Origin of the sequence: Clostridium sp. 001 (assembly GCF_019056555.1) — a bacterium.
In the GTDB taxonomy this organism is placed as follows: Bacteria; Bacillota; Clostridia; order Clostridiales; family Clostridiaceae; genus Clostridium_B; species Clostridium_B ragsdalei.
Genome location: NZ_CP020473.1, coordinates 2,080,206 through 2,103,602, shown reverse-complemented (window position 1 = coordinate 2,103,602; position 23,397 = coordinate 2,080,206). Strand labels below are relative to the sequence as shown.

General features: G+C 31.0%; 23 protein-coding genes and 2 pseudogenes. 7 read left to right on the top strand and 18 right to left on the bottom strand.

Annotation, left to right across the window (positions count from 1 at the left end; genetic code table 11):
• Window positions 1–182: 182 nt before the first annotated feature.
• The 4 genes from glmM to B5S50_RS09615 all read left to right on the top strand — a co-directional run bounded on the left by glmM (window position 183) and on the right by B5S50_RS09615 (window position 5,501).
• On the top strand, window positions 183–1,532 hold the full coding sequence (gene glmM, locus B5S50_RS09630; RefSeq protein ID WP_217303686.1) for a phosphoglucosamine mutase: 1,350 nt from the start codon (window positions 183–185) through the stop codon (window positions 1,530–1,532).
• A 128-nt stretch (window positions 1,533–1,660) separates the two neighbouring features.
• The gene (locus B5S50_RS09625; RefSeq protein ID WP_013240632.1) at window positions 1,661–1,855 is read left to right on the top strand and encodes a DUF4177 domain-containing protein; all 195 of its coding nucleotides are present in this window, start codon (window positions 1,661–1,663) and stop codon (window positions 1,853–1,855) included.
• Between the two features lie 557 nt (window positions 1,856–2,412).
• The gene (glmS, locus tag B5S50_RS09620) at window positions 2,413–4,239 is read left to right on the top strand and encodes a glutamine--fructose-6-phosphate transaminase (isomerizing) (protein ID WP_217303685.1); all 1,827 of its coding nucleotides are present in this window, start codon (window positions 2,413–2,415) and stop codon (window positions 4,237–4,239) included.
• Window positions 4,240–4,715: 476 nt separating this feature from the next.
• A complete protein-coding gene (locus B5S50_RS09615; protein WP_217303684.1) occupies window positions 4,716–5,501 on the top strand; it encodes a hypothetical protein in 786 nt (261 codons plus the stop codon).
• A 1,437-nt stretch (window positions 5,502–6,938) separates the two neighbouring features.
• Here the strand turns inward: B5S50_RS09615 and B5S50_RS09610 are convergent.
• From B5S50_RS09610 to B5S50_RS09585, 6 genes are all read right to left on the bottom strand, one after another.
• Window positions 6,939–7,067 carry a DUF4177 domain-containing protein gene (locus B5S50_RS09610; protein WP_254306742.1) on the bottom strand — a complete coding sequence of 43 codons (129 nt, stop codon included), beginning with the start codon at window positions 7,065–7,067 and terminating at the stop codon, window positions 6,939–6,941.
• 281 nt (window positions 7,068–7,348) lie between these two features.
• A complete protein-coding gene (gene arsB, locus B5S50_RS09605) occupies window positions 7,349–8,404 on the bottom strand; it encodes an ACR3 family arsenite efflux transporter (RefSeq protein WP_217303683.1) in 1,056 nt (351 codons plus the stop codon).
• Window positions 8,405–8,487: 83 nt separating this feature from the next.
• On the bottom strand, window positions 8,488–10,233 hold the full coding sequence (gene arsA, locus B5S50_RS09600) for an arsenical pump-driving ATPase (protein WP_217303682.1): 1,746 nt from the start codon (window positions 10,231–10,233) through the stop codon (window positions 8,488–8,490).
• A gap of 21 nt (window positions 10,234–10,254) precedes the next feature.
• Window positions 10,255–10,632, bottom strand: a complete 378-nt coding sequence (gene arsD / locus B5S50_RS09595; RefSeq protein WP_217303681.1) for an arsenite efflux transporter metallochaperone ArsD — start codon at window positions 10,630–10,632, stop codon at window positions 10,255–10,257.
• Window positions 10,633–10,645: 13 nt separating this feature from the next.
• Entirely contained in the window at window positions 10,646–11,056 is a 411-nt protein-coding gene (locus B5S50_RS09590) for an arsenate reductase ArsC (protein ID WP_217303680.1), read from the bottom strand.
• A 37-nt stretch (window positions 11,057–11,093) separates the two neighbouring features.
• Window positions 11,094–11,420, bottom strand: a complete 327-nt coding sequence (locus tag B5S50_RS09585) for a metalloregulator ArsR/SmtB family transcription factor (RefSeq protein ID WP_217303679.1) — start codon at window positions 11,418–11,420, stop codon at window positions 11,094–11,096.
• Between the two features lie 367 nt (window positions 11,421–11,787).
• Here B5S50_RS09585 and B5S50_RS09580 point away from each other — a divergent pair, with 367 nt between their 5' ends.
• Window positions 11,788–12,246: a C-GCAxxG-C-C family protein gene (locus B5S50_RS09580; protein ID WP_063554728.1), complete on the top strand. Its 459-nt coding sequence runs from the start codon at window positions 11,788–11,790 to the stop codon at window positions 12,244–12,246.
• Between the two features lie 65 nt (window positions 12,247–12,311).
• On the opposite strand, the gene B5S50_RS09575 is transcribed toward B5S50_RS09580, so the two are convergent.
• The 5 genes from B5S50_RS09575 to B5S50_RS09555 all read right to left on the bottom strand — a co-directional run bounded on the left by B5S50_RS09575 (window position 12,312) and on the right by B5S50_RS09555 (window position 15,052).
• A complete protein-coding gene (locus tag B5S50_RS09575) occupies window positions 12,312–12,653 on the bottom strand; it encodes a C-GCAxxG-C-C family protein (protein WP_217303796.1) in 342 nt (113 codons plus the stop codon).
• Window positions 12,654–12,785: 132 nt separating this feature from the next.
• Complete coding sequence (locus tag B5S50_RS09570; protein ID WP_217303678.1) at window positions 12,786–13,286, bottom strand: GNAT family N-acetyltransferase; 501 nt, start codon at window positions 13,284–13,286, stop codon at window positions 12,786–12,788.
• A 25-nt stretch (window positions 13,287–13,311) separates the two neighbouring features.
• Window positions 13,312–14,130, bottom strand: a complete 819-nt coding sequence (gene arsM / locus B5S50_RS09565) for an arsenite methyltransferase (RefSeq protein WP_217303677.1) — start codon at window positions 14,128–14,130, stop codon at window positions 13,312–13,314.
• Between the two features lie 11 nt (window positions 14,131–14,141).
• Window positions 14,142–14,582: a MarR family winged helix-turn-helix transcriptional regulator gene (locus B5S50_RS09560; RefSeq protein ID WP_217303676.1), complete on the bottom strand. Its 441-nt coding sequence runs from the start codon at window positions 14,580–14,582 to the stop codon at window positions 14,142–14,144.
• Between the two features lie 161 nt (window positions 14,583–14,743).
• Window positions 14,744–15,052, bottom strand: a complete 309-nt coding sequence (locus B5S50_RS09555; RefSeq protein WP_217303675.1) for a metalloregulator ArsR/SmtB family transcription factor — start codon at window positions 15,050–15,052, stop codon at window positions 14,744–14,746.
• A gap of 229 nt (window positions 15,053–15,281) precedes the next feature.
• Here B5S50_RS09555 and B5S50_RS09550 point away from each other — a divergent pair.
• Window positions 15,282–16,626, top strand: a pseudogene (locus B5S50_RS09550) (transposase).
• Between the two features lie 488 nt (window positions 16,627–17,114).
• On the opposite strand, the gene B5S50_RS09545 reads toward B5S50_RS09550, so the two are convergent.
• The 7 genes and pseudogenes from B5S50_RS09545 to B5S50_RS09515 form a co-directional block, all read right to left on the bottom strand.
• On the bottom strand, window positions 17,115–17,303 hold the full coding sequence (locus B5S50_RS09545; RefSeq protein WP_217303674.1) for a hypothetical protein: 189 nt from the start codon (window positions 17,301–17,303) through the stop codon (window positions 17,115–17,117).
• Between the two features lie 154 nt (window positions 17,304–17,457).
• A complete protein-coding gene (locus B5S50_RS09540) occupies window positions 17,458–17,871 on the bottom strand; it encodes a putative zinc-binding protein (protein WP_217303673.1) in 414 nt (137 codons plus the stop codon).
• A 1-nt stretch (window position 17,872) separates the two neighbouring features.
• Window positions 17,873–18,274, bottom strand: coding sequence for a putative zinc-binding protein (locus B5S50_RS09535; protein ID WP_217303672.1), 402 nt, complete (start codon window positions 18,272–18,274; stop codon window positions 17,873–17,875).
• Complete coding sequence (gene gcvH / locus B5S50_RS09530) at window positions 18,267–19,118, bottom strand: glycine cleavage system protein GcvH (RefSeq protein ID WP_217303671.1); 852 nt, start codon at window positions 19,116–19,118, stop codon at window positions 18,267–18,269. Before gcvH ends, B5S50_RS09535 begins: the two co-directional genes overlap by 8 nt.
• Window positions 19,111–19,404, bottom strand: coding sequence for a ferredoxin family protein (locus tag B5S50_RS09525; RefSeq protein ID WP_217303670.1), 294 nt, complete (start codon window positions 19,402–19,404; stop codon window positions 19,111–19,113). Before B5S50_RS09525 ends, gcvH begins: the two co-directional genes overlap by 8 nt.
• Window positions 19,405–19,406: 2 nt before the next feature.
• Entirely contained in the window at window positions 19,407–19,784 is a 378-nt protein-coding gene (locus B5S50_RS09520; protein WP_217303669.1) for a hypothetical protein, read from the bottom strand.
• Between the two features lie 737 nt (window positions 19,785–20,521).
• Window positions 20,522–21,866 (bottom strand): annotated as a pseudogene (locus B5S50_RS09515) (transposase).
• A gap of 82 nt (window positions 21,867–21,948) precedes the next feature.
• Here B5S50_RS09515 and B5S50_RS09510 point away from each other — a divergent pair.
• The gene (locus B5S50_RS09510) at window positions 21,949–23,313 is read left to right on the top strand and encodes an IS3 family transposase (RefSeq protein ID WP_254306741.1); all 1,365 of its coding nucleotides are present in this window, start codon (window positions 21,949–21,951) and stop codon (window positions 23,311–23,313) included.
• The last annotated feature ends 84 nt before the right edge of the window (window positions 23,314–23,397 follow it).

The following is a 23,397-nucleotide window of genomic DNA, read 5'->3' as shown; positions in this document are numbered from 1 at the left end:
CACTTAGTACTTGGCACTATCTACTAAGCAAATTTAGCCTGTTAAAAATTGCGTTGTGGAAAAATTTTTAATGTAATATAATAAAAGATGAATGCTTTTAATGTAAGAGAGGAACACAGATTTTAAATTTAATGTGATAATCTATAGAAAAATTAACTTTTAATAAGAGAGGTATTAATAATATGCAGAGAATGTTTGGAACTGATGGAGTAAGAGGAATTGCAAACAAGGAGTTAACTGCAGAACTAGCATATAAATTAGGACGGGCAGGAGCATATGTGCTTACAGAAACTGCACATAAGCCAAAGATATTAGTTGGAATGGATACAAGAATATCTGGAGATATGCTAGAAAGTGCCCTGGTTTCGGGTATACTTTCTGTAGGAGCAGAAGCTGTTTGTGTAGGTGTAATACCAACTCCAGCAGTTGCTTATTTGACTAGAAAATACAAAATGGATGCAGGAGTAGTTATATCGGCTTCTCACAATCCTGTAGAATATAATGGAATAAAATTTTTCAACAGTGAGGGATATAAGCTCTCAGACGAATTAGAAGATAGGATACAGGAAGTAATTGAAAGTAATTTTAAAGATGTATCTATGCCTATTGGAGCTGAAATTGGAAGAAAAGTAGTGGAAACAGGAGAAGCACTAAAAGACTACGTAGAATTTGCAAAATCCACTATAGATATAGATTTAAAAGGATTAAAGGTAGTTTTAGATTGTGCAAATGGAGCATCCTACGTAACTTCTGTGAAAGCTTTTGAGGAATTGGGAGCAGAAGTGAAAGTTATAAATAATGAACCTGATGGAATAAATATAAATAGAAAATGTGGTTCAACTCACCCTGAAGAACTTATGCAAACTGTAGTAAAAGAAGGTTATGATTTAGGACTTGCTTTTGATGGGGATGCAGATAGATGTCTTGCAGTGGATGAAAAGGGAAATCTCATAAATGGAGATTTTATAATGGCTATAATAGGAAAGCATTTAAAGGATGAAGGAAAACTTTATAAAAATGTGGTAGTAGTTACTGTAATGAGTAATCTTGGACTTGATATAGCACTCAAAAAAGAGCAAATGAGTACTGTAAAGACTAAAGTTGGAGACAGGTATGTGCTTGAAGAGATGAAAAAACAAGGCTATAAATTAGGTGGAGAACAGTCAGGTCATATAATTATGCTGGATTATAATACTACAGGAGATGGACTTGTAACAGCACTACAAATAGCTTCTATAGTAAAAAAGACTGGAAAGAAGTTATCTGAATGTGCTTCTATGATGAAAAATTTACCTCAAGTACTTGCAAATGCTAATGTTCCAAATGATAAAAAGAATATATATGCAGAAGATGAAGAAATAATATCTGAGATAAAGAAAATAGAAGAAAAATTAGATGGTTGTGGAAGAGTGCTTATAAGACCTTCGGGAACAGAACCATTAGTAAGAGTTATGTTGGAAGGTCAAAATCAAAGTGAAATAGATAAAATTGCGCATAAATTGGCTGAGCTTATTGAATCAAAAGTGAATTAAAAATATAAAAGCGTACTGTAATTGAATTTAAAAGTGCATTTTTTATTTGTAAAAATTAAATGTTTTAAATATCTTAAAAATTGGACACTCTAATAATTAAGATATAAATTATTAGAGGAGTGAGTCCAATGTCGTGGCAATATAGAATATTTACAGTGGAGCGTTTTTTAAATTCAACTGATAATTTAAACTTAGAAGAAAAATTAAATAAGTATGGTAAGGAAGATTGGGAACTTACAGGAGTTTTACAAAGACATTATGCTACACTTGGAAATCAGGATAAATTAGAAGATGATTTAATAGTGTTTAAAAAACACAGTTAAAAAAACCGCCTTTAAAGTAAAATTTAAAGGCGGTTTATTTTTATAAATTTACAATTTTGAGGGTATATAGTACATTCCAATCTCAATTCCATAATATGAAAATAAGAACAAAAAGTTAATTTTAGCTATCTAGTTGACATAAAATAAGATTAAAGAATATAATAGATTGACAGGTTTTTAATACTGTTATATTTTAAAAAGAAGGTGGTTGAATTTAAGAAAAATATGAATATAAAGCGCCAGAGCTCAAGGCTTAATTTAAACAACACTTTGAGCTGACGAGGATGGGGAGTATCGAATCTTCGGCGGGTGCCCCACGGTATCGCACTACCGTTAACAACTGATAAAATCAGGAAGTGATTTCTGATACAACATCAGTTTGGTGTTAAAACCTTTAATAGGAATCAAAATATATGATTCCAAAAATATGTTTACCTGTAAAATTTTAATAACAATGCAGGTTTTGTTTGATTATCAAATTTTTTATTGATAAAGCCGCAATGTTTTGTAGGTAAATTATGATTTATTATATTAAAATGTGAAAGGAAGAATTGATTATGTGCGGAATTGTTGGATTTGTTGGAAAGAAACAAGCATCATCTATTTTGGTTGAAGGACTAAGTAAACTTGAGTACAGAGGTTATGACTCTGCAGGTGTTGCCATAATAGATAATGATCATATCAATGTAGTAAAATGTAAAGGAAGGCTTAAAAACCTTGAAAATAAATTGTCAGAACATCCTCTAAAAGGAATAGTAGGTATAGGTCATACAAGGTGGGCAACTCATGGAAAACCATCTGATCTAAATGCTCATCCCCATAACAGCCAGGATGGAACTATAAGTGTAGTTCACAATGGTATAATAGAAAATTATGTACAACTTAGAGAATGGCTCACTTCAAAAGGATATAAATTCGTATCTGAAACTGATACTGAAGTTATTCCACAGCTCATAGAATATTTTTACAAAGGTGATATAGTTGAAGCAGTTATGCGTGCAATATCTAAGATAAAGGGAAGTTATGCTGTAGGAGTTATCTGTTCAAAAGAACCTGGAAAATTAGTAGCAGTAAGAAAGGACAGCCCTCTTATAGTAGGACTTGGAAAAGATGAGTATTATATAGCATCAGATATACCTGCTGTATTAAATCATACTAGAGACATATATCTTTTAAATGACAATGAATTTGTTGTCATAACTAAAGATGGTGTAAAACTTTTATCAGAAGATAAAAAGGAAATAAAGAGGGATGTATACCATGTTACATGGAGTGCAAATGCAGCTGAAAAAGGTGGATTTGATCACTTCATGATGAAGGAAATACACGAACAGCCAAAGGCAATCAAAGATACAATGACATCAAGAATTATGCCTGGGAAACCTATAACGTTAGATGATATAAAGATAACTAAAGAGCAAATTAAAAATATAAATAAAATATATATAGTAGCTTGTGGAACTGCTTACCATGCAGGAATAGTTGGAAAATATGTAATAGAAAAATTGGTTAGAATGCCTGTAGAAGTAGATATTGCCTCAGAGTTTAGATATAGAAATCCTATAATAGACGAAAAAACACTTATGATAATTATAAGCCAGTCTGGAGAAACAGCAGATACTTTAGCAGCTTTGAGGGAAGCAAAAGCACAAGGTGCTAGAGTAATAGCTATAACAAATGTAGTAGGAAGCTCTGTATCCAGAGAAGCAGATGACGTGCTTTACACTTGGGCTGGGCCTGAAATAGCAGTTGCATCTACAAAAGCTTATGTAACACAGCTTATAGCAATGTATATAATTGCATTGTTCTTTGCACAGCACAAGGGAACTATAAGCGAAGAAAAGATGGAAGAACTAAAAAGTGAGATGCTTACACTTCCTATTAAGGCAGAAAAAGTTCTTTCAAATAAGGACATTATACAAGAATTTGCAGAAAAGATTTATAAAGAGCAGGATGTATTTTTCCTTGGAAGAGGATTGGATTATGCCGTTGCATTAGAAGGTTCTTTAAAGCTTAAAGAAATATCTTATATTCATTCTGAAGCTTATGCTGGTGGAGAATTAAAGCATGGACCTATAGCTCTTATTGAGGACGGAACTGTAGTAATTGTAGGAGCTACTCAAGGATATTTAGTTGAGAAGATGATAAGCAATATTAAGGAAGTAACTACAAGGGGAGCTAATGTATTGGCTTTTGCTTTTGAAGGCAGTGACGAAGTTAGCAAAGCGGTTGATTCTGTAATGTATCTTCCAAAAGTAAATGATATATTTGCACCAGTACTTTCCGTAATTCCTCTGCAGCTTTTAGCATATTATATTTCTATAAAGAAGGGCTGCGATGTGGATAAGCCTAGGAACTTGGCCAAGTCAGTTACGGTAGAATAGATAATAGGTAGTGAAAAAAATATTGTGTTTTGTATAAAAAATGTTGGAAACTATAAATAATATCGGGAACTATAAATAATATCGGGAACTATAAATAATATCGGGAACTATAAATAAAGTTGGAAACTAAAATATTGCTAAATATTTAGCAATAATAGTGTTGACGATATTTAAAAAATTTTAAATTAAGTATTATTTATAGTTAGTATAGAGAATATTTAAATATAGAACTTGATATACTTAGGAATTGAGTATATCAAGTTCTTATTTTATATGGTGAAATCATGAATTCTTTGAAAATCAATAAATACAAGATATTGTATAAAATGATATAATCTACTCATAAGTTAATTCGCAAAGGTAAACCATTACGTTATAATTATTAAAAATAACTTTCTATAATTGTTTGAAATATTATAGTTATGATATATATAATTTAGTATTCCGATGATGCATAAATGATGGGAGAAGAAATTATGTCTATATATTTTTTCAAAGATAAATTCAATATAATGTGTTTATTTCTAGTTGTTATAGTATTTGTTATATTTCTTACCATTGAACTACTTGATTTGATTAGGAGTTTAATTAATTATAGAATTTTAAAACTTGAGTTAATGAAGACTGGGAAAAACATGAGATACAAGATTTGTTTAAGTTTACTTAAGTTGGTATATAAGTCTCTTGATTCTATTTATAATTTATTTTATAGATTAAGGCATAAGATTAAAGTTGATACAAACTTACTATGTTCTCTTATATTTACTATTACAATTTTTCTTCAATCTATAAAGTTATTATATAGTATTGTTTATATATTCATAAGTGTTATTTTTATTAAAATAACTTTAGTTAAGGATGCTTATGCGTATTTCACTTTGACAATAGTTTTAACAATTGTAGCATACTTCCCCGACAAAGTTGGTTTGTGGGTAGAAATTAGTATGAACAGATTTTTTAAAAAAATTTCTAAGAAAAAAATAGAAGGAATACCTAACAAAGAACTAGATGTTTCAAAAAGTATTATTATACTTTTAAGACCAAAATTGTGGGTGTATTTTGTATCTATTTTGTTTACTATAATTAGCTCATTTGAAAAAATATCTAATAAAACAATTTTTTCAAATCATTTATGGATACAAATTAAGCCAATTGCTTTTGAAGCTGTAATTTCGTTTATAGTTATTGATAGATTTGTAAATTTATTCAAAAATGAATACAAAAAAATAAATGAAGAGGCTAAGAAATTGATAAATAAGTAGAGTAAGAAAAGATATTTGTTATCACTTCAGAAATGGATTTCAAAACTAGTACATAATATTCTTATTAAACGCAATAACTTTTTTAGTATTTTTAAGGGCATTGATTTGCCCTTTTTATTTATTCACATAAGTATTTATACGGATATCCTTATAATTATAAGCTTGTAAGGATTGATTAATTGTATATTGTGAGATTGCTGAATACAGATTAGGACATTTTATCTTATAATTAATACGGATTGTGGCAAAGATACTTATAAATTGTGACAGCTTCAAAATATAAAACATATATTTTGGCCAGTATTTTATGACAATATTAATTATAACTCACAATATCAAGTTCTTATTTTATATAGTGAAATTAGGAGTTTTTTGAAAAATAATTTTATTGACATTGGATTATATAAATTAAAAAAATTGTAATATACAATAAAGTTTGTTCATATAGCTAAAGAGCTAGGAATACAACATCTTAAAAATCCGAAAACTACTATTTAACCCAATAAAATTGTATTCCGAATTATAATTTTTATCAAGGTTAAAATAAATGTTAAAAAACTGATCTTGACCAAAATTATAATTCAGAAAGAGGGTTGTTAGGGTCAACTGGCTAAGTATGCAAATACTTTATGTACTTTAAATAAAAGGTATAGTTTTTTATTAAACAACGTACAAAACTTAGATTTTTAGCTTCTACGTTATTGTCTTTTCTAGTATAGTTAATGGCACGGGTACTACTTTTCACCTCAAATATAAGTGACAAAAGTATTTTTTAAATAAGTGGATATAATATAGATATATTTAAATTATGAAGGAGCGTTATATATGGATAATACATTAGTAATGTTGATGAGCATGATAATAGGTTCCATAATTTTAATTGGAGGTATTGGCATCTTTACAATATTAAAACATAGAAATTTTCTGAAATAAGTGATTTTCTTGTATTACTTTATGATAAATAGAGAAAAATGAGACCGCATTTAATCATATCATTTCATTTTTTACTGCAACTGCATCTTTAGTTGCCAATACTGAACAAACTATTAATTCTAGTTTGCTAAAGTATAATACTTCTAATTTTTTTAAACTTTAATTTTTATACAAAATTTACACAGTGAACTAGATAGGATAGTTATTAGTTTCAATATAGTAAAGTGTTTTAAAATCTTTTCTAAGGAAAGAGTAACCTAGAGGCTGTAAAGAGTTTTCAGAGAGACAGCGTGATTGCGATTGATGGGCATTGTTGGAGTAGTAGGTTGTTTGGATAAATTAATACCAGTATAAAGAAGGTTGGTATCGTAAAAGTGATGCCAACCTTCTTTATACTATCAAATCAAAGAGTATGTTAATATGGTTTTATAGATTTTTTGATTTTTCACCTATAAAAATATTTTATTTAAATAATATTAATGTCTTAAAATTATCATTATAGATCTATGGTTCAATAGGTTTTTTAAATACTATTGAATCTACAGCTAAGCATTTAGATGGATTACCTAACTTTATATATGGTTTTTGTAATATTCCTACAAGTTCCCATCCTTTTGATCCGTATTTATTCAACTTTTCCTCTATCGTTAAGTTTTCATCTAAACTTATAAAACTGTAAACATTTTATACTTCCATATCATAATACATTAACCCACTCCTTCAATATTTTTATAGATACATTCCTAAATACACTCTTTTTGATATGCAATTGTAACTCTATCACTGATAATTTCAAAAACACCACAGTTTGATAAATTATAACATGCCCTATAATTAGTGCATTTTTTCATATCAATTACTGGATACCAACTCACAGATATTATATAATCCAACATTCCCAATTACCAGCATATTTATTTTTCTTGTTTTAAACCAAAATACTTTCTTCCCCACAACAAGGCTACATTAACAAGTCCGATCATAACAGGTACTTCAATTAATGGTCCTATAACAGCAGTAAAAGCTTCCTGGGACTGAATACCAAAAACTGCTACTGCCACTGCAATTGCCAGTTCAAAATTATTACTTGCAGCCGTAAATGACAAACTAACTGTTTTATGATAGTCTATTTTTGATTTATAACTTATAAAGAAAGATACAGAGAACATAATTATGAAGTATATAATCAAAGGGACAGCAATTCTTACAACATCCATTGGGAGCTCAATAATGTATTTTCCTTTAAACATGAACATTATAACTATAGTAAATAATAATGCTATTAGTGCTAAAGGAATTATCTTAGGTACAAAAGTTTTAGTATACCATTCTGTCCCTTTCTTAGGTTCCAAAAGTAGCCTTGTAAGCATACCTCCAATAAAAGGAATACCTAAATAAATTGCCACGGAAGAAGCTACTTCACCCATAGACACATGAACCTGCATACCTTGTAATCCTATTGCCTTTGGCAATACAGTAATAAATATATAAGCAAATATAGAATAAAATACTACCTGAAATATAGAGTTAAATGCAACTAGCGCTGCTGCATATTCGCTGTCACCATCTGCAAGACTGTTCCATACAATTACCATAGCAATACATCTTGCAAGTCCTATGAGAATTAACCCTACCATAAAATGCGGATAATTTCTAAGAAATATAACTGCTAAAGTAAACATTAAAATAGGTCCTATAATCCAGTTTTGAACTAATGAAAGAGTTAACACTTTTGGATTACGAAAAACCTTTCCAAGTTCCTTATAGTTAACTTTAGCAAGTGGTGGATACATCATAACTATAAGGCCTATAGCTATGGGAATAGATGTTGTTCCAACTGATAAATTTGACAGTGTATTAGATAAACTAGGCAAAGCCCAGCCTAAAAATATTCCCAGAGCCATTGCTATAAAAATCCACAATGTTAAATAACGATCAAGCAATGATAATTTTGATGATTGATTACTCATAATAATTCCTCCTAAATTTTCCTAATCATTAATACCATTTAATATCTCATTGAGAATTTATATCTTTTTATCAAACTTAGTCTTTATTTAATCAGATCTAACAACTTATCACCTTTCACTTCTTCTGATTTCCATTCGATAACCGCAAAGTTTCCTTTAGAAATTTCACTTACTTTATTTATCCAGGATATCTCACTGTTTGCTTTTACCTTGAGGATATCATTAGTAGTATTAGCTGCAAACAAGCTTGAATTTATAATCCACCACTTACTATTGATTCCTGCTCTCTTTAAATCTTTCTCTAATCTCACAGCTTCATATACAGGTGTAGCTTCAGCTAAAGTTACAATGATGACTTCTGTTTCATTAGCATTTCTAAGCTTTGGTAAAAGTTTTTTAACTGATTCTGGTATGTCACCTTGTGATCTTTTTATTTCTCTATTATAGTTTTGGGTAGAATCCAGTAATAGTAATGTATGCCCTGTGGGAGCAGTGTCAATAACTACTATTTCTTCTTCAGATTTTTCAACTATTTCTGCAAAAGCTCTAAATACAGCTATTTCTTGAGTGCATGGAGACCTTAAATCCTCTTCTACATAAGCTATATCTTCTGCACCCATAGTTTCTCTAGCTTTACTCAAAACTTCTTTTTTATACTTTTCTAGTTCCTTCTTTTCATCAATATGACTTAAAGTGATACCAAAGCTGTCATCTAAAACAAACTTTAAATGTGCTGCTGGATCTGTAGTAGTTAAATGTACCTTTTTGCCTTTCTTTGTAAGTCCTAAGGCAATAGCTGCTGCTGCAGTGGTCTTCCCAACGCCGCCTTTTCCCATTGTGAAAATCACCTTTTTATCTGTATTGTATAAATCGTCAATAACATCCTTTAACTTAGATATCTTTTCATTATTTAAAGTTTCATTACTATATTCAATGTTATCTTCCTTTAAAAAAGCTCTTACATTTTGAAGTCCTGTTACATTATAGGGCCTTAGTGGAATCTCATAAGTCTCTAGTTTTTTTAAATATTCTGGTATATATTTCAAAGCATTTTGCTGCTTTTCATAAATTGCATTTGAAAGACCATCATCATGATTTTTTAGGACTCCATTTATAATCAATATCTGATTATTTATTCCTATATCCTGTAATTCCTTAGATGCTCTTTCTGCTTCCTTTAAAGGTGTATTTTGAGGCCTCGATACAAGTATAAGGGTAGTTTTTTTCCCATCTGCTAAAGTTTTTACAGCATTTTTATATACTTCCTTTTTGCTTTCAAGTCCTGCTAATTGTCCAAGACAAGATGCTCCATGGGTGTTTTCACTTATAAAATTGCTCCAAGCTGACGGCAACTGCAGCATTCGCAGTGTATGACCTGTGGGTGCAGTATCAAATATAATGTGATCAAATTGTTTTTGTATTTTTTCATCAGTTATAAAATTAGAAAATTCATTAAAGGCTGCAATTTCTACAGTGCAAGAACCTGATAGCTGCTCTTCCATATTTTTTATTACTGTATCTGGAAGCTTTCCTCTATAGGGTGAAATAACACTTTCTCTATATTCTTTAGCAGCATCTTCTGGATTAAAATTTGATACTACTAAATTTGGTACTTCCTTAATAACAGTTCCCTTATTATTTAATTCTGTGTTAAATACATCCTGCAGATTTGAAGCTGGATCTGTGCTTACAAGCATGATTTTTTTACCTTGATCTGCTAAGTTAACTGCAACTGCACATGCTGCTGACGTCTTTCCCACGCCGCCTTTTCCTGTAAAAAATATATATTTGGTTAAATGTATATCATTCAAGTTAAAAGTCCTTATCATGGGTTAATCCCTTCCTTCTTCCTAGCAGCAGCCTTTATGGTTGCAGCCACAACTTTTAGTAGGTTTTTTTATTGCTACATTAGATATTTCTTTCTTAGATAGTCCTGACCATTCCGCAAATTCCTCATTTGTTGGATATTCCTTAATTTTTTTAACTTCGCCATCAACAAGGGTTATTGGAAGTATATCAGCACCTTTTGAGTTTAAATATTCATTGATTTTCTTGTTGTCTATAAATGCCTGCGGCTCACTGGAAAGATTATGCCTTACTACATTAGCACCTTTTTTAATCATGTTATTTATAACTGTTTCAACTCTTAAAAGTTCTTTATTTATACTTGGTCCACAAACACCTGTTGAGCAGCACATAGCTGGATCAAAAATCTCTACTTTACTCATTTTATATCGCTCCCTATAATTTAATTTCATTATTTTTAATTCTTCTAGCTAAATTCCTAACTTTTTCTTCAATAGTTTTTGCTGTCTTTATAAATTCTTCATCACTTTTACCTGTAGGGTCTTCAAGCCCCCAATCTTCTGTATGCTTTGCAGGAAGAAAAGGGCAAACTACATTACAGCCCATTTTTACTACAACATCCATCTTAGGTAAATCCTTTAACAGCTTTGATTTTTGAGTTTTATTCATATTAATGCCGTATAAATCTTTTATAATTCTAACTGCATCCTGATTTATATTATCTCTAAGTTCCGTGCCAGCAGAATAGGATTCAAAGGCATCACTTGCAAATAACTTTCCCAGGGATTCTGCCATTTGTGATCTGCATGAATTGTGTACACATATAAATGCCACTTTTGGTTTCATAATTTATCTCCCTTCTAATTAAAGTAATATTTTATTGTTATTTGCAGCAATTAGGTTTACTTTTTCTTTTACAAATACAATCATCTGTATCAGTGATGATATTCATTAAAAATAGCATTAATCTGTTTGCATTATTGTTATTCAAACGGTAATGACTCCATAAACCTTCTTTTCTAGATTCTACAAGTCCGCATTCCATCAAAACTTTCATATGGTGGGATAAAGTAGGTTGTGTAAATTCAAAATATTCTAGTATGTCACAAGCACATTCTTCACCACAGGATAATATATCAAGAATTTTTAATCTGCTGGGATCTGATAATGCCTTAAATATCTTTGCATTAGTTTCATAGTTTTTATCCATAGTATCACCTCGTGTATAGACCATTATCTATATATAATATAAACTATAAGCTATATACAGTCAATAAAATATACTGTTATTAACTAAAACTAGTATTTATATATAAATGATAATCTATATATACATTTTATGTATTTAATTTTAAAGTGTTCCAATCAATTTTCTAAATATGTTTTATTTATTGTAGTATATTAAAATTATCTTATAACATTTGCTTATACAAAAGAGCCCTTTTATTAATATAAATAATAATTATTGCAAGAGAAATTTATTGAATTTAATATATGACTAAGGGGAATTATATTAAACTGCTTACAATTACATGGCAGTTTTAATATTATAAAAATACTATTAGGAGGAAATTACATTGAATAAGATTATTGACTTGCATAAAATAAAAACTACGGCAGAAAATTATTACCGTAATGGGGATTTTTATTGTTCTGAATCAATAGTAAAAACAATTAAGGATGAATTTAACCTGCCAGTATCCGATGACATTATAAAAATGGCTTCGGGTTTTCCAGTAGGTATAGGTGGATCTGGATGCACTTGTGGTGCAGTAACCGGAGGCATTATGGCAATAGGCTTATTTTTCGGCAGATGCGAACCCAAAGATGAAAGGGTTAATAAAGCTATGGCTTTATCTAAAGAACTGCATGATATTTTTAAAGATAAACATAAATGCTTATGCTGCAGAGTTTTAACAAAAGATATGACCCTTGGTTCTGAAGAACATATGAAACAATGCATTTACTTTACAGGAGAGGTTGCAGAAGAATCAGCAAAAATAATAGCCAGAGAATTAAACCTAAAGGTGAAATAATTAATCTATTTAGCATAAGACCTCCCATTGCGGGAGGTTTTAACTTATAAATTATATGAATTTTCTTACAGCATAGTTTCCAATATATTAATCGCATCTTTAATATACTTAGGACACTTTTCTTTAAATAACCCTTTTTCTCTTGCGACTATTCTATTTTCTTTATGAGCAAAATCAACTCCCATCAGCTCTCTACATATTATGGAACCATTAATTTCTTTAAATTTCTCACAAAAAGCTCTTGTAACATCATACGTTTTTTCTTTTGCCGCCTTATCATCTGCTTTAATATTTCCGTATTTAAGACCTAAAGCCATTACAGCACCAGTTACAGCACCGCAGGTCTCACCAAAGCACATTCCTCCTCCAAAACATGAAGAAATCTTTAAGGCTAACTCTTTGTTAATTCCTAATTCCTCACTGAAAGCTTCTAGGACACATTGAGATCAGTGAAATCCTTCTTTAAAATTAACAGCAGCATTTTGTAAATTACTCACATTATACCCCCCTTATTATTTATAATAGTTCTCACAAAACACCTAATCTATTCCTACAGTATCACTTCTGCGTTCCATTAAAACTACGTCATACCATTTCTTATTGCACATCTTTCCTAGTTTCTTCCTTACACCTACTTCTCTAAAACCACATTTTTCATGCAGTGCTATACTTGGTGAGTTTTCTTTTATAATTCCAGATTGTAAAGTCCAAAATCCATTTTTTTCAGATAATTTAACTAGATTATCTAAAAGAGAGGTTCCTATACCTTTTCCTCTATATTCTTCTCCTATATATATACTAACTTCTGCAACACCTGCGTAAACACATCTGCTTGATGTTGGACTTAAAGCTGCCCAACCCAATACCGTATTTCCTAATCGAGCTACTAATCTACAGGATTTAAGGTGGCTGTTGTCCCAATTTTGCCAAGTAGGTACTTCTGTCTGAAATGTAGCCTTTTTCGTATTAATACCTTCCAAATATATTTTTGATACTTCTTCCCAATCTTCTTTTTTCATTTCTTCAATTTTATAGTCCATCTTTCTCTGCTCCCATTTATATTTTTCAAAGTTTATATGCTTTCACATGTGCTCCTGCAAAAGCACCATCAACAAGTTCTGCATCTATCTTGCTGTATACATCACCTAAATTTTTCTGTTTTGCAATATCTTCTATAACCTCTTTGGTGTATATATTTACCGGTGCTATTTCAATGTTCTTAAAGCCAACTTTTTCTAATATTTCTTTGTAGTTCTTAATTGTCAATGCGCCTGCAATACAGCCAACCCACATTTCCACACTTTGCTTCATTTCTACTGGTATATCCTTAAGCACTACAACATCTGCTATTGCTAACCTGCCGCCATTTTTAAGAACTCTATATGCCTCTTTTAATGCTGCTTCTTTACTTTCACACAAGTTTATTACACAATTTGATGTAATGACATCTATGGTCTCATTTTTAAGGGGAATATCTTCTATATATCCCTTTATAAATTCTACATTCCTAACTCCCATTTTTTCTTTATTCTTATTTGCTAACTCAAGCATTTCATCAGTCATATCAAGTCCGTAGACTTTGCCACTATCTCCAACATATTTAGATGAAATAAATACATCTATTCCTCCACCACTTCCTAAATCCAAAACAACTTCACCCTTTTGAGGATTTGCAAGTACAACAGGATTAGCGCATCCAAGAGATGCATTGACAGCTTCCTCAGGCAGCCCCTCTATAAACTCTTTTGTATATAAATTTGAATTACCTGCAGCATCACCGCAGCAAGATGTACCGCAACCACAGCTAGTTTCAGGTTTAGCACTTACTTTTTTAGCTATACATCCATAATATGCTTTAACTTGACCCTTAATATTTTTCTTCATAATTGATCCTCCTAACAACATTTATTTTTATTTACAGATTCAGTTAGCAATTTCAAGCTTTCAAGTACCTGTTCTCTTTTATTGTCTGGAATAGAATGAAATATATTTTTGTAATATTCTTTCATTCTGGATTCAATACTTTTGAATGTATCCATTCCTTCATCAGTAAGTTTTATAGTTACATATCGTCTGTCTTCTGGATGCATATCTCTAATTACCAATCCACTTTTTACAAGATTATTTATTGTTCTGCTCATTGTACTTTTGTCTAAATTCAGTGTCTTAGCAAGTTCATTTAAGGAAATTTCTTCTGATCTTCCAACTTCTACAATAGCATGGCATTGAGAAATTGTTACGCCGCAGCAGCTTGTATCTGATTTTTCCAATATACCTAAATCTCTTACCAATATTCTTATTAATTCGCGCAAATAACTGCTTCCTTGGTTTTCCATTTGATCTTCACCGCCTTAAATTGATTGTAACATAAAACTGTTGCAAATTACAACTTTATGTTTTAAATTTATTTTATTGTTTTTTATAGACAAAACTTCTACATAAAATAAGACCTACCCAACTGTAAGGCAGGTCTTCATTCTAATTTAATTTCTTAAATTTACAGAAAGTCTGTTTCCTTAATATTATTCACATAATCCAAAACATATTTTCCAACATCCTCAATAATATTCTTAACATTATCACTATATAATCCGTAATGCATTTCAAGTCCTACTTTTTCACTCTTAACTAATCCTGCATCTTTTAAAATCCTCAAGTGCTGAGATAAATTTGCCTGACTATATTCAAACTTTTCATTTAGCTTACATACACATTTAGGCCCATCACACAAAAATTTCATTATTTTAAATCTTACCGGATTCCCCAATGCCTTAAACACCTTTACGGCTAAATCATCTTGATTCAAAGCTTTTCCTCCTTATACATTTATCATCTTATATTTATCTTTTATACATTAAACTATAAAGAATAAATCCTTTTAATTAAATACTAATAGGCGTTTGCGAAACGCTACAACCCGTATAAATGCGGTGTATTTTTTGTTACAAAACAAAATAACTCCTCACTGATTTATGGTAAAATTGAATTGCAAAGAAACAAAATCACCATATACCTCAGAAAGGAGTTATATATTTATGATACCATATAAACAGCTTTCTTTGGCAGATATTTTTTCTGATTGCAAAGAAAAATTTGAAAATAACAAGCCTCAGTTTCTTTCTTTACTTGAAAATACTATTAACCTTGATGATTTAATCCCTGCTTCCTTCATAAATCATTTTTATGCTTCTACTGGAAGGCCCCGTAAATACAGTCTTTACGCCATGCTCCGTGCTTTGATTTTGCAGCACATTTTTTCTATTCCTACGGATTCCCTTTTGATTATTTTTCTTAAATATTCTCAAGAGTTAAGGGATTTCTGCGGTTTCCTTAAAGTCCCTGATGCTTCTAAATTCACACGTTTTAAACAGGATTTTATTCTGGACTTACAATTGATATTTGATAATCTCGTTGATATTACTGAACCAATATGCCAGCAAATTGACCCCAAACTTGCTTCTATGACTATTTTTGATACTTCTGGTATCGAAGCTTTTGTTACTGAAAACAACCCTAAGTATGCTAACCGCATCATAAAACAGCTTAAGACTTTTAAGAAAGTACATGCTTTAGATGATTCTTATGATCCTTATAAAGCTGCCTATGGTTCTATGCCTCCACACGCTTCAGCTAATCCGGCCATTCAACAAATGTACATTAACGGTCATTTTTGCTATGCTTTTAAATTTGGCATTGTAACCAACGGACTTGGTATTGTAAGAGATATTTCATTTTACAATCAGGATTTTCTAAAAGCACATCCTGATATTGTTATTGAGAAAAAATCTGATTCACCGGATGAAGATAAATCTCTTGCTGATTCTAAAGCTCTTATACCTGTTCTTATGGATTTCTTTGCAAAACATCCTTTGATAAATCCAAAAATCTTTTTAGGTGATGCTGCTTTTGACAGCATTCTGATTTATCGATACCTTTTGCATGATTTGAAATTTGAAAAGGCATTCATTCCATTAAAAACTAAACTTGCATCAAAAGAATTCGACTGCCCTTTAAATGAAAATGGTATTCCATGCTGTCCTTATGACCATTCGCTTCCAATGAAACGAGAAGGCAGTAAAACACACTTACGTTCTGGAATTCCATCAATGAAATTCGTATGTCCCAAAATGAAATGGGTATACAATAAAAAAACTAAAAAGAGCAAACGTGTAACTCTATGTGAAAATCCATGTACAAAATCTTCTTGCGGCAGAATGTTTTACATTTATCCTGAAAAGAATCTTCGTGCATATCCTGGAACTACTCGTGGAACTCTCCAATGGGAAAACACTTATAAAATCAGGACTGCTGTCGAGAAAAACATCAACCATTTCAAAGGCAGTTATTGCGTTGCGGATCGTAAGACACAAAATGAGCTAACGCTTCATTCTGACTTACTTCTAGCCGGTATAACTCAGCTAATAACAGTTATTGTAGCAAATAAAATACATAAAAATGAATATATTAGAAGCCTAAAACCATTAATTGCATAAATTTTATTTGTAAAAAATAGAAACCCAACTTTGCTTTATTTCGTGCGCCCTTTTTTATCAATATGGCTATTTCAAATCATAAAAATTTGTCTTTAAACTTCTAACAATACTTTTGCAACTTCTAAACATCTTTTATTCATTTTTATTAGCGAGTTTCGCAATTACCTATATCCTAATATCCGCACAGTTTTTGTTACAGATCCCAATTGGTGATATACTTTCAATGCAATATTAACTTTTTCTTGAGAATACATTTTTCAAAAGCTCCTTTCGGAACTCTAAGGGAGTCCAACTTTATGTCCGCACCCCCGACTCGTTTAAAGTTTTATTTTCATATACTTATCATCCTAAATTTATTTTTATGATCTCAAAACATTAAAGAACACTTTTGCCTTTGTTGAAATCTGTTTCATTTTTTGAAGGAATCATAGATAATTGTTCTGTTTCATGCCATTTGTTTTTTAAATCGTTTTTTACAACAAAGGCATCCATTTCCTGTTTTGTTTGAAAATCTTTAAATTGAAACTCTCCCTCTTCATCCATATATTTTAATCTACAAATCATTTTAACCTCCACACATAATTATTATAAAAAATACAATAAGTTAGAAAATGAACTACTAAAAAAAATATATTGCTAAACTTGTTAGGAAATTAGTTAATATATCAAATTTAATGGTAAATTGAAAAATTAAAGAACAGTAATTCCTTTATTAAAACTATTTTTGGGCTTCAAATGCTATTTTATCAAACTTCTTACATATTTCATCTGCAACCTTATCAACCATTTGATAGTGTTCTTCTTTTAAGTCTTTAGAAGAAACAACTTTGCTTAAAGCAGCATCTTCTCCTAATACATCTGAAACAATTACAGTATCACTTACTTTTCCACTATACTTTTCTGTAGCCCTTTTAGCACAGCATTTATTGCATCCGTCTACTGTAATTACAGGATAAGCTTTTGCAAATGATCTTTCGCCTTCTCCTCCAGCAAGATATAAAGGTAGGCATAGGGTAACAGTTTTACCTACACGGAGATCTTCAAGCATTTTTCGAGTAGCTAGTCTTGCTATAGTACCTCCCAGACATTCTTCACCACTGCAGGATAATACTCCAATTTTTGAATCAGCCATGTTATTTAGCCTCCTTTAATACTTCATCAACTTTTGTACAAACTTTTGCACATAACTCATCAACTATTTGCCAGCCTTCTTTTGTAAGGGCCGTTGCATTTCCAGCATCTACGCCTTTATGATTCCTCATTTCATCAATGGTTCTATACTGTGCTTTGACTAAGCCGCCTGCTAAAGATACATTTTTAGAAGCACATAGTTTTGGACAACCATCTACAGTTATACATGAACATCCCTTTATTTTTTCTTTAGCTTCATCATCACCTGTTACTATATGACCGAGACAAAGGATTTCAGTATCATTAGCTTTTAATTCGTTTGTAACTTTTAAGGCAGTTTCTCTTGCCATAAGACCAAATACTTTCCCTATACCACTGCATGGTATAACTTTTACTTTAGACATGAAATTCATCAACCTTTCTTTTTAATATTTCAAAATATTTATCAAAATCATAAAGAAGTTCTTTATCGCTTTCAAAATCAGTTAACTCTAGTTCTGCAATCCAGCCTTTTTCATAAGGATTTTCATTTATTAGTTCAGGTGAATCAGCTAAGTTTTCATTTACTGCTGTAATTGTGCCACTTACAGGAGATACTACTTCAAAAACAGCCTTTCCAGATTCTATAGAACCTACTTCGTCAAATTGTTCTACTATGGTTCCTATTGATGGTTGATCAAAGAATAGAATATCTGATAGATTGTGCTGAACGTAATCGGTAACACCTATTCGTGCTTTATTACCTACAACATAGGCCCAGCAATCATTTTCATTGAAATATAAACCTTCCTTTGGTATCCTGAATATAAACTTATCTTTTTTATAAGTCTCGTATTCAAAGCTTTCAGGATAAACTGCAGAATTAACCTTTTGTATTTTATCTTCTTGTTTTGCAAGTTTATCAGTTATAATATTTACAAGGTTTAATTCACTTTCTCCTAGTTTTAAACTCTTTCCAATAGTAAGGTTATTTGCTTTAGCTTCATCACTTATATTAATTTTTTGGGTAATTTTTAAACCCTTTTCAGAAGCAAGTTTACTGGCACATCTTGTGGCACATCCATCAAGTACAAGAAGAGGTTTTTCTTCCGCAATTTTATTGTATCTTGCATCTGCTGCTCTGTATAAAACAGGACAAATAATTTCACTATCTGTAGTTTCAATTAGTTTTATAGCTACTTCTTTAGTAATGCATCCAGCACATTTATCAAGACCATTACATGGAAGAATGGCATAAGATTTATTCATTACCCTCAAGCTCCTTTCGTATGGTTTTTATTTTTTTTGTGGTTTCTCCTTTATTAGGGAATGTTAATGCATCAACTCCACAAGTTTTTCCACAAGCACGGCAGAACACAACACAGTTGCCAGGATTTTTTACAATAAGTTTTTTATCTTCATTTTGTATGACTTCGTAAACATTATGAGGACAAAATTTTACACATTCCATGCAGTAGTTGCATTTATCATAATCTATTCTTGGACTCCAATCTATTTTTTCCCTTGGAACCCCCATAAAAGTTGATTCACTCATATTTATTCCTCCTCAATACCTAAATCATTTAATGCTTTTTCAACTAATGAAAATGCTTTTTCATTAGTCATATCTCTTATATCCAGCATAACTGCATCCTTTTCGATATCTAGGCCAGAATCTTTGAAAGCTTGTTTAAACATTTTTCTTTGCATATTTGGAGCACAGGCACCAATTATTAATTTCCTGTGAGCCTTTAAAAAATCAGCAAGGAATCTATCTCCATCCTCTTCACAAAGCTGTGGATGAATAAATCCATACTCTACAGGTAATTCTACTCTAACCTGGTTAATAAAATCCCAGATATCCATTGCTTTAAATCCTGGGCACTTTCCTGTGCATACACACATAATAAAACCTGGTAATTGTTTTTTTTCCATAATTAAAGCCTCCTAATTTTTATTGTTTATGCATGGGTCTTTATAAATTCTCCTTATTTAAAAAATATTCTTAGATGTCTTGTTTACACTTAATAACTAATTAATTAAATCGTTAAATACTTATAAGCTAATGTTACTACTGAAATTATTTAAAGTCAAGTTCGATATTTAAGTTTAAATATGCTAATTTTCTACAACAAAAGCGATATAGGTATTTAATATGATTGGATATATAAAGAGTTTTTAACTTTATAACATAAGTCAAGATGCCAGCTATAGTAATAAAATAAAAATATATTAAACTATATAATTAAATCATATAGAAGATTCCATTCGTTCGTCAATGAAATCTTTTATAGGGTCTATTTATAGTGCTTCCTCAAACATAAAACATATATAGTTAACATTGAAATCTAAAAAAAAATAACCTATACTATATAAAGTATATTAGTATTTTAGGTAATTGCGAAACTCGCTAATAAAAATGAATAAAAGATGTTTAGAAGTTGCAAAAGTATTGTTAGAAGTTTAAAGACAAATTTTTATGATTTGAAATAGCCATATTGATAAAAAAGGGCGCACGAAATAAAGCAAAGTTGGGTTTCTATTTTTTACAAATAAAATTTATGCAATTAATGGTTTTAGGCTTCTAATATATTCATTTTTATGTATTTTATTTGCTACAATAACTGTTATTAGCTGAGTTATACCGGCTAGAAGTAAGTCAGAATGAAGCGTTAGCTCATTTTGTGTCTTACGATCCGCAACGCAATAACTGCCTTTGAAATGGTTGATGTTTTTCTCGACAGCAGTCCTGATTTTATAAGTGTTTTCCCATTGGAGAGTTCCACGAGTAGTTCCAGGATATGCACGAAGATTCTTTTCAGGATAAATGTAAAACATTCTGCCGCAAGAAGATTTTGTACATGGATTTTCACATAGAGTTACACGTTTGCTCTTTTTAGTTTTTTTATTGTATACCCATTTCATTTTGGGACATACGAATTTCATTGATGGAATTCCAGAACGTAAGTGTGTTTTACTGCCTTCTCGTTTCATTGGAAGCGAATGGTCATAAGGACAGCATGGAATACCATTTTCATTTAAAGGGCAGTCGAATTCTTTTGATGCAAGTTTAGTTTTTAATGGAATGAATGCCTTTTCAAATTTCAAATCATGCAAAAGGTATCGATAAATCAGAATGCTGTCAAAAGCAGCATCACCTAAAAAGATTTTTGGATTTATCAAAGGATGTTTTGCAAAGAAATCCATAAGAACAGGTATAAGAGCTTTAGAATCAGCAAGAGATTTATCTTCATCCGGTGAATCAGATTTTTTCTCAATAACAATATCAGGATGTGCTTTTAGAAAATCCTGATTGTAAAATGAAATATCTCTTACAATACCAAGTCCGTTGGTTACAATGCCAAATTTAAAAGCATAGCAAAAATGACCGTTAATGTACATTTGTTGAATGGCCGGATTAGCTGAAGCGTGTGGAGGCATAGAACCATAGGCAGCTTTATAAGGATCATAAGAATCATCTAAAGCATGTACTTTCTTAAAAGTCTTAAGCTGTTTTATGATGCGGTTAGCATACTTAGGGTTGTTTTCAGTAACAAAAGCTTCGATACCAGAAGTATCAAAAATAGTCATAGAAGCAAGTTTGGGGTCAATTTGCTGGCATATTGGTTCAGTAATATCAACGAGATTATCAAATATCAATTGTAAGTCCAGAATAAAATCCTGTTTAAAACGTGTGAATTTAGAAGCATCAGGGACTTTAAGGAAACCGCAGAAATCCCTTAACTCTTGAGAATATTTAAGAAAAATAATCAAAAGGGAATCCGTAGGAATAGAAAAAATGTGCTGCAAAATCAAAGCACGGAGCATGGCGTAAAGACTGTATTTACGGGGCCTTCCAGTAGAAGCATAAAAATGATTTATGAAGGAAGCAGGGATTAAATCATCAAGGTTAATAGTATTTTCAAGTAAAGAAAGAAACTGAGGCTTGTTATTTTCAAATTTTTCTTTGCAATCAGAAAAAATATCTGCCAAAGAAAGCTGTTTATATGGTATCATAAATATATAACTCCTTTCTGAGGTATATGGTGATTTTGTTTCTTTGCAATTCAATTTTACCATAAATCAGTGAGGAGTTATTTTGTTTTGTAACAAAAAATACACCGCATTTATACGGGTTGTAGCGTTTCGCAAACGCCTAATATTAGGATATCCTGAAAGGAGAATTTTATATGACTGGATTCGTAATGAGGGCAAACCTAAAAAGCAAAGAAAAATACTTGATATCACTAATACTAAAATTCATCCAAGGAATCCACCTTTTAAAGTAAAAATGGATGCATTACATCGTTGCTTTGAATTGAGAGAAAGTATAAAATTAGTATCAGAAGATATTGGTTATACTAGAGCTAGCATTTATGCCTGGAGGAAAAAATATCTTCAGAAAGGTGCAGTTGCGTTGATGAATGATAAAAATATTCAGCCAGAAACTTTAAAAGAAGGTTCGGCTGTATCTAATACTAAAGTTGAAGAATTAAGGGCTCAAATGCTTGATATGCAGCTTGAAATAGATATTTTAAAAGAAACGATAAATGTATTAAAAAAAGACCCCGGCATCAACCTAACATCTCTGAAAAATCAAGAGAAGGCAGTGATAGTTGATGCCCTAAAAAATAAATATTCACTGCAACTATTATTTAATAAATTAAATATTGCAAAAAGCTGTTATTATTATCAAGAAAACGTCTTTTCTAAAACAGATAAATATGCTAAATTACGTAACCATATTAGAAAAATATTCACAGAAAACAAAGAACGATATGGTTACCGCCGTATTTATGGTATTTTAACAAAGAAATACTGTACAGTTTCGGAAAAGGTTGTTAGACGAATAATGAAGCAAGAAAATCTAGTAGTGAGAGTTCGAAAGAAGCAAAAATACAATTCTTATAAGGGTGAAATAACTCCATCTGTTTCAAATATTATAGGAAGAAATTTTCATGCTGATAAGCCAAATCAAAAATGGCTTACTGATATAACAGAGTTTGCTATTCCTGCAGGGAAAGTATATCTATCTCCAATTGTTGATTGCTTCGATGGACTATTGCCATGCTGGACAATAAGTACTAGTCCAAATTCAAATTTGGTAAATACAATGCTTGATAATTCTATTGCCTTACTAAAAAATAATGAGCATCCAATAGTTCATTCTGATAGAGGCTGCCATTACAGATGGTCTGGATGGATAGAAAGAATGGATAAAGCAGGACTTACAAGATCAATGTTACGAAAAGGATGTTCTCCAGATAATTCTGCCTGCGAAGGTTTATTTGGGCGATTGAAAAACGAAATGTTTTATGCTCAGGACTGGTCAGGTGTAAGCATTGAAGAATTCATAAACACACTTAATACCTATCTCATATGGTATAATGAAAAACGTATAAAAGTATCATTAGGAAATATGAGCCCTAAGGAGTACAGACAAAATCTTGGATTTACAGCCTAGCTAGTCCAAGAAAATGTCCGCACCCCCCTCTCCAAGTTTAAAATGTGGAAATTGCTTAGAACTTTCTCATTTTAATTTGTACTT

Bases quoted from the DNA above. Each gene is read 5' to 3' on its own strand.
- glmM (WP_217303686.1), top strand. From the start codon at position 183: ATGCAGAGAATGTTTGGAACTGATGGAGTAAGAGGAATTGCAAACAAG.
- B5S50_RS09625 (WP_013240632.1), top strand. From the start codon at position 1,661: ATGTCGTGGCAATATAGAATATTTACAGTGGAGCGTTTTTTAAATTCA.
- glmS (WP_217303685.1), top strand. From the start codon at position 2,413: ATGTGCGGAATTGTTGGATTTGTTGGAAAGAAACAAGCATCATCTATT.
- B5S50_RS09615 (WP_217303684.1), top strand. From the start codon at position 4,716: ATGTCTATATATTTTTTCAAAGATAAATTCAATATAATGTGTTTATTT.
- arsB (WP_217303683.1), bottom strand. From the start codon at position 8,404: ATGAGTAATCAATCATCAAAATTATCATTGCTTGATCGTTATTTAACA.
- arsA (WP_217303682.1), bottom strand. From the start codon at position 10,233: ATGATAAGGACTTTTAACTTGAATGATATACATTTAACCAAATATATA.
- arsD (WP_217303681.1), bottom strand. From the start codon at position 10,632: ATGAGTAAAGTAGAGATTTTTGATCCAGCTATGTGCTGCTCAACAGGT.
- B5S50_RS09590 (WP_217303680.1), bottom strand. From the start codon at position 11,056: ATGAAACCAAAAGTGGCATTTATATGTGTACACAATTCATGCAGATCA.
- B5S50_RS09585 (WP_217303679.1), bottom strand. From the start codon at position 11,420: ATGGATAAAAACTATGAAACTAATGCAAAGATATTTAAGGCATTATCA.
- B5S50_RS09570 (WP_217303678.1), bottom strand. From the start codon at position 13,286: ATGGACTATAAAATTGAAGAAATGAAAAAAGAAGATTGGGAAGAAGTA.
- arsM (WP_217303677.1), bottom strand. From the start codon at position 14,130: ATGAAGAAAAATATTAAGGGTCAAGTTAAAGCATATTATGGATGTATA.
- B5S50_RS09560 (WP_217303676.1), bottom strand. From the start codon at position 14,582: ATGGAAAACCAAGGAAGCAGTTATTTGCGCGAATTAATAAGAATATTG.
- B5S50_RS09545 (WP_217303674.1), bottom strand. From the start codon at position 17,303: ATGATTTGTAGATTAAAATATATGGATGAAGAGGGAGAGTTTCAATTT.
- B5S50_RS09540 (WP_217303673.1), bottom strand. From the start codon at position 17,871: ATGGCTGATTCAAAAATTGGAGTATTATCCTGCAGTGGTGAAGAATGT.
- B5S50_RS09535 (WP_217303672.1), bottom strand. From the start codon at position 18,274: ATGTCTAAAGTAAAAGTTATACCATGCAGTGGTATAGGGAAAGTATTT.
- gcvH (WP_217303671.1), bottom strand. From the start codon at position 19,118: ATGAATAAATCTTATGCCATTCTTCCATGTAATGGTCTTGATAAATGT.
- B5S50_RS09525 (WP_217303670.1), bottom strand. From the start codon at position 19,404: ATGAGTGAATCAACTTTTATGGGGGTTCCAAGGGAAAAAATAGATTGG.
- B5S50_RS09520 (WP_217303669.1), bottom strand. From the start codon at position 19,784: ATGGAAAAAAAACAATTACCAGGTTTTATTATGTGTGTATGCACAGGA.